Here is a 5484-nt window from a genome sequence, read left to right as displayed (position 1 = left end):
CTAAGTATAGGGCGTTGCGCTATTTTGCACGCTGACCCACCAATACTGCCGAAACAGGTTACGGTTAGTTGTGTACCTCTAACTTCTTATGGCTTCCTTCAGACCCCACCGTTGGCCAGTGACGCCCTTGCCATTCAGATTATCTTCCCCTTAGTCAGGGTAATAAGGCATCTTTCAGCCTATCGGGTTTGCCAGCTTCGCTGGGCAAACAAAAAAGCGAAGATGCCTTAAAGGCTCTTCGCTTTTTTTATCGTTATAAATAAATTTTATAACTTTTTTTATAAATTAAGAGATTAGTCTTAACCCTATCATTATCAGCATAACCACATTAGCAAGTACGCCGATTAAAAAAAAGTAACTACGTGGGCTTGGGTTTTTCTCCGTTGCTATAGCGTAGTACAGCGCCATGTGAATTAAACGCGCAATTAAATACACCCAAATACACATTGCAAAAATCGGGCTTTGATAATTAATTACAAACGCAAATAACACCGTACCTATAAATAATGCGCTGTTTTCAAGCGTATTATGAAACGTACGATGCGCTCTAAATATAAAGCTGTCGTGCGATAAATCCTCGTCAATTTTACCTGGTACAGCATTTGGTTCTTTAGCTTTGCTAAACGTAGCCACAGCCCACTGTACAAGCAACATAATTAAATAGAGGTAAAATGCCAAATAGGCCGAAAGTGCAACTTCAGTCATTATTAAATCCCTTGTTTTGTTTTTAACTTAGTATTGATTGCAATTTTAAAGCCTAAGTTAGTACACTGATATTCAAAGGGTTAATCTAATAATCCTAATTACATATGTAAGTAACACACAGCATTGTATAAAATTTACTTGTTATAATTTTAAAAAATAACATCAAAACTAAACTGTATACTGCTGGATTTACTCCGATCTATAAAGTTAACTCTTCAAGCGAAGCATCCCATAACGCTACCTGATTACGCCCCAAGGACTTAGCCTCATAAAGAGCTAAATCAGCCTGTCCAATCAACTCAGAAGGTGTTCTGGCTTTAAATTTAATAGACGTAACCCCAAAGCTACACGTAACAGGAATATCATCAAATGTCGCTTTTTCAACTTTAATACGAATAGCCTCAGCTATACGTATTGCTTGCTCTTGAGTTGTGTTGGGCAAAATAATACAAAATTCTTCGCCACCAAAACGGGCCACACTATCACTTTTACGTATATTAGCTTGTAAAAGTTCGGCTACGCCACAAAGTACTGTGTCGCCAATGCTATGCCCATAGGTGTCGTTAACGCTTTTAAAATGATCAATATCGACCATTAAAATACAGTACTCTTCAATCTGAGGCAAATCCAAAAAGTCGCGATTCATAACCTCAAATAAAATACGACGGTTATAACAATTGGTTAAAGGGTCTCTTGCTGCCAAATAGTCTAACTCTTCATTACGTTTTTTAGAGGCAATAAAACTTCTATAAACCAGTAATACAATAGCAAACAAGCGGCTAATAAAAATGCGAGCGCAATACTGGCGTATTTATTCTTTGAAAGCTCTAGCTCTGATATAACTCTAGCTTGGGCGGCGATTTCAATTTGATTATTTTTCTTTTCAAGCTCGAGCTGATGGCGTTTTTCTTTTTCTCTTAACGTCTCAAGCTCTATTTCCATTTTGTGCGAATGTAAATGTGCTTTTTCAAGCGCCAATTTATCTTCATTTCTTTCATTTTGAATAATATCGGTTAGGGCTATTTCTTCTTCTGCATAACGAAGTGACTCTTCTATACGACCACGCAATTTTTCTGCTATTCGAATTTCACGATAGGCATATAGCATATGTAATTTATCATCTATTTCGGTTGATAAAGCGAGTGACCTTTTTAGTAAAGAAATCGCCTCATTTGTATCAATACCAATTAAAATGCCCGCAAGCGCAGTAAGCGACTTTATCTCATAAAGTTTACCACCTGTTTCTCTGGCAAACGACAATGACTCTTTGTAATACTCTATAGCCTTGTTGTTATTTCCTTGGGTACGATAAATATTACCAATAATACGTGCTGTTGTAGAAATGTACGATGTAAGGTTTTTGTTTTTATAAGTGATATAAGCTTTTTTAGCATATTGCATCGCTGATGCTAAATCGCCAGATTCGAGGTTAATAACAGCCATTTCTCTTAAAGCTGAAGCGAGCGTTTTTTCCTCGACCATACCTTTTGGCAAATCGATAGTTATTTGATAGAAAAATTCGGCCTGATCAAACTGCCTTAATCGTGTATATACCAGTCCCATTTGATTTGATGTTTTAGCAATCCCAAGCATGTTATTTACTTTTTTATAATATAAATATGCCTCATTTATATGTTCAAGTGATTTTTCATAAAGATTAATATGACGATAAATAATACCCGCCCCTAGTAATGCTTTAGCAAAGCCAACAGGATCGTGAATGTCTTTATGTATTTCTAATGCGCGAGTGGAGTAATTAAGGGCTAAAACTAAGTTATCTAAATAACGGTGTGCTTCTGCTAGTGTATTTAAAGTACGCGCCATTAGCTTTAAATCACCTAAATTAGAATATACCTCTAAAGCTTTTGTATAAAAGTGAGCCGTTTACTCTCTATTTTTGAGGCGTTTGTACGACTGAGCTAATTTTTTATACGTTTCACCTAACTGTCTTTGTATTAATTCGTCTTCGTTAACAAGGTATTTTAAAGCAGATGTGTATTGCGCGTTCGCGTTATTGTACTTTTTTTGTTCGTAAAACGAATCCCCCTTAGTAAGGAGCACTTGCGCTATAAAAAAGTCATCGCCATACACAAGGGTTGTTGGTAATAAAGTTTCAATGCGGGTAGTAAGTTCGTCATAACGTTTTTCTTCTAATAATATATTTATGTAATTAATAGACGCCTTTATTTGGTTTCGTGAATCATTTAATTTGCTGTAGTAAACAGAGGATTGTAAAGAGTGCTCGAGCGATGCATTAATATTGTTATTTTTTTATTCGCCCTACCTAGCAAGTTATGTAGCTTTGCGCTGAGTAACGTGTCATTAGCACTTTGCGCTTGTGACAACAACGACTTACTTAGTTCAATACTTGTTATAACGTCAGTATCTATAAGTAATTCAGCTCTTTTTAGCAGCCCTGCATTAGATTCATTAGTTAAATTGTATGAGGTGGTTTCTTGTGCGTAAGCGCTGTTTAAGCTAACAAACAAAGCAAAAAGCAAAGCTTTCACTAAAAATGTAAAATTATAAATTCGCTTTACAATGAAACTATGTATTTGCGAAGGTAAATCCATATTTCGCTTATGATTCAAGTAGGTATAAAATTCCATATTTACCATTTTAGTAATTTATTATTAATACAATTTAAAAGGCTGATGATAAAATATACAAACCGGCGCAATACATCAAGTATTGCTGCTATATGAATACTTTTAATTTATAACTTTAGCATAATTATGCATAGAGCAAGCCTAGCTTCTTAGTTTTAGTGTAACTAACACAATACCATGATCGGTACTTAAATCATCACGCTCAAATTCGGGGTTAATTAAGTGACGATCATAAGTATTATACTCAATCACCTCAAAAAAACTGCCAAGGTAGCTGGCATCAAACTCACAAGATAATAAAATATAATCAAGCACGGAGCTGCTCGCGCCATAATAATGTGTTGGTGCTCTTAAGGGCATAAGCTTAGTTGCATTAACATTTTTTGCTTCGTTTTCATCAGCTAAATCAAAAATGCTATTGCTTTCACTATCGCTTATTTCATCGCTAGTCATTGCCTCACCATTTAATAGGTCATCTTCGCTTAGCTGCGACTTAACAAACAAATCCCATGAATCATTTAAACAATATTTAGCGAGGTAGGTTTTAGCATCAAATGCAGGCGCAAAGCGTAGCGTACTTGTCAGTAAATGGCTTAATACGCCATCCGCTAGTTCATTATTAAAGTCCCCCATTAATAGCATGGGTTGTTGCATAGCTTCGCGACGAGCAATCATTTGTATCATTAGTAATGTAGCTTCACTGCCACGCTGAATAGTTGAGCCCCACCCACCCGCTACATTCGCTTTTAAAATTTCAATTATGTTTTGCTCGGGTGTAAGCTCTTTATTATGCTCATCAACATTAATCATTGGGCGCTTAGATTTAAAATGCACCACGTAACAATCAGTATTGCCTATATGCGGCAGCGTTATAGTTGCTCTTAGTACTTTGCGACTAAAAGTAAACTCACTATTAAGGCCAAGCGCAATTGCAAGCTCACTATCGTGCTCAACCGCTGCTACTTCAACTATGGGGTATTTAGAGGCGATTGCCACTACGGGGCGTTTATAAATAAAGTCATCAATCACCTCTGGCGTATCAACTACAGCAAAGTAATTATAACCTTGCTCGCCTACTAGCTCTTTTAATGAGTCAATGCTAAACACTTCCTGAAAACCAATCACATCAGGGGCATGTTCTGTTAAGTAATCAACAACCCAACGCTGCTTTTTAGCCCACTGCTGCGCAGTATAAATTTTCTCAAACTCATAGTATGCATTGGGCGGCTCAAGATAGTTAAACAGATTAAATGTGGCTATTTTTAGTTGGGTGTTAATAATTCCAGATTCATCACTGTTTAAATCTGTATCTAACTGTTTAAGATCTTGATTGCTGATGGGGTTCGCCTAAGTAAAGTTGAAAGTGTTGCTGGCTTATAAACTATCATTTTATTACATGTTTACGTAATAAATCAGCCAGCTTAATTGTAATTTTATACACTCTTTTATTTTAGTCTTTATTATATCCCTCAATAAATAGCATTAACGTGCTTAACCATATAAAATTCGCGGCAATTAAATATGAGCAAAGCGACATTGTAATGAGTAGAAAGATTGAACTATTAGCCCCAGGCGGTGATGTTAACGCGGTAAAAGCCGCCATTGTAGCCGGTGCTAATGCGGTTTATTGTGGATTAGATACCTTTAATGCACGTAACCGAGCGTCTAATCTTTCGTTTGATGAGCTTAACGGCGCACTTCGCCTAGCCCATGAATACGGCTGTGAAATATTTTTAACGCTAAATGTAGTTATATTAGAGCACGAAATGGGCGCGCTATTTAAGCTACTTAACCAACTCGTAAATACCACGCTCGATGGCATTATTGTGCAAGATTTAGGGTTGTTCAATATAGTTAAAAAGCACTTTCCTACTTTGCATATTCACGCATCAACTCAGTTAACCACCCATAACGAATCACAGGTTGAGTTTTTAACGCGCATTGGCGCTACACGTGTAAATTTATCGCGCGAGCTTAACTTAACTGAAATTAAAATATTGACCGACGTAGCGCACAAATGCGATGTATTAACCGAGGTGTTTGTACATGGTGCATTGTGTATTGCGTTTTCGGGGCAATGTTATTCAAGCTCAGTAAGTGTGGGTAACTCAGGTAACCGTGGTCGTTGCTCACAGGCATGTCGTGATGAATACGAGCCAACCGCCATGGG

The 5484-nt window shown here is 36.9% G+C and carries 6 protein-coding genes; 1 reads left to right on the top strand and 5 read right to left on the bottom strand.

What is annotated here, in order from left to right:
- Positions 1-285: 285 nt before the first annotated feature.
- The 5 genes from L655_RS0118000 to L655_RS0117975 form a co-directional block, all read right to left on the bottom strand.
- Complete coding sequence (locus L655_RS0118000) at positions 286-705, bottom strand: MAPEG family protein (protein ID WP_002963227.1); 420 nt, start codon at positions 703-705, stop codon at positions 286-288.
- Between the two features lie 199 nt (positions 706-904).
- Entirely contained in the window at positions 905-1408 is a 504-nt protein-coding gene (locus L655_RS1000000128165) for a GGDEF domain-containing protein (protein ID WP_241764515.1), read from the bottom strand.
- A gap of 5 nt (positions 1409-1413) precedes the next feature.
- Positions 1414-2529 carry a tetratricopeptide repeat protein gene (locus tag L655_RS1000000128160; RefSeq protein ID WP_024605829.1) on the bottom strand — a complete coding sequence of 372 codons (1116 nt, stop codon included), beginning with the start codon at positions 2527-2529 and terminating at the stop codon, positions 1414-1416.
- Between the two features lie 380 nt (positions 2530-2909).
- Entirely contained in the window at positions 2910-3314 is a 405-nt protein-coding gene (locus L655_RS1000000128155; protein WP_241764514.1) for a hypothetical protein, read from the bottom strand.
- Between the two features lie 141 nt (positions 3315-3455).
- Positions 3456-4559, bottom strand: a complete 1104-nt coding sequence (locus L655_RS0117975; protein WP_024605826.1) for an endonuclease/exonuclease/phosphatase family protein — start codon at positions 4557-4559, stop codon at positions 3456-3458.
- A 296-nt stretch (positions 4560-4855) separates the two neighbouring features.
- On the opposite strand from L655_RS0117975, the gene L655_RS0117970 reads away from it, so the two are divergent.
- A partial coding sequence (locus L655_RS0117970) for a peptidase U32 family protein (RefSeq protein WP_139016277.1) occupies positions 4856-5484 on the top strand: 629 nt, incomplete at its 3' end.

Source organism: Pseudoalteromonas sp. TAE79 (assembly GCF_000498015.1).
Lineage (GTDB): Bacteria > Pseudomonadota > Gammaproteobacteria > Enterobacterales > Alteromonadaceae > Pseudoalteromonas.
The sequence above is the reverse complement of the archived record's forward strand: the minus strand, read 5'-3'. Positions and strand labels throughout refer to the sequence as shown.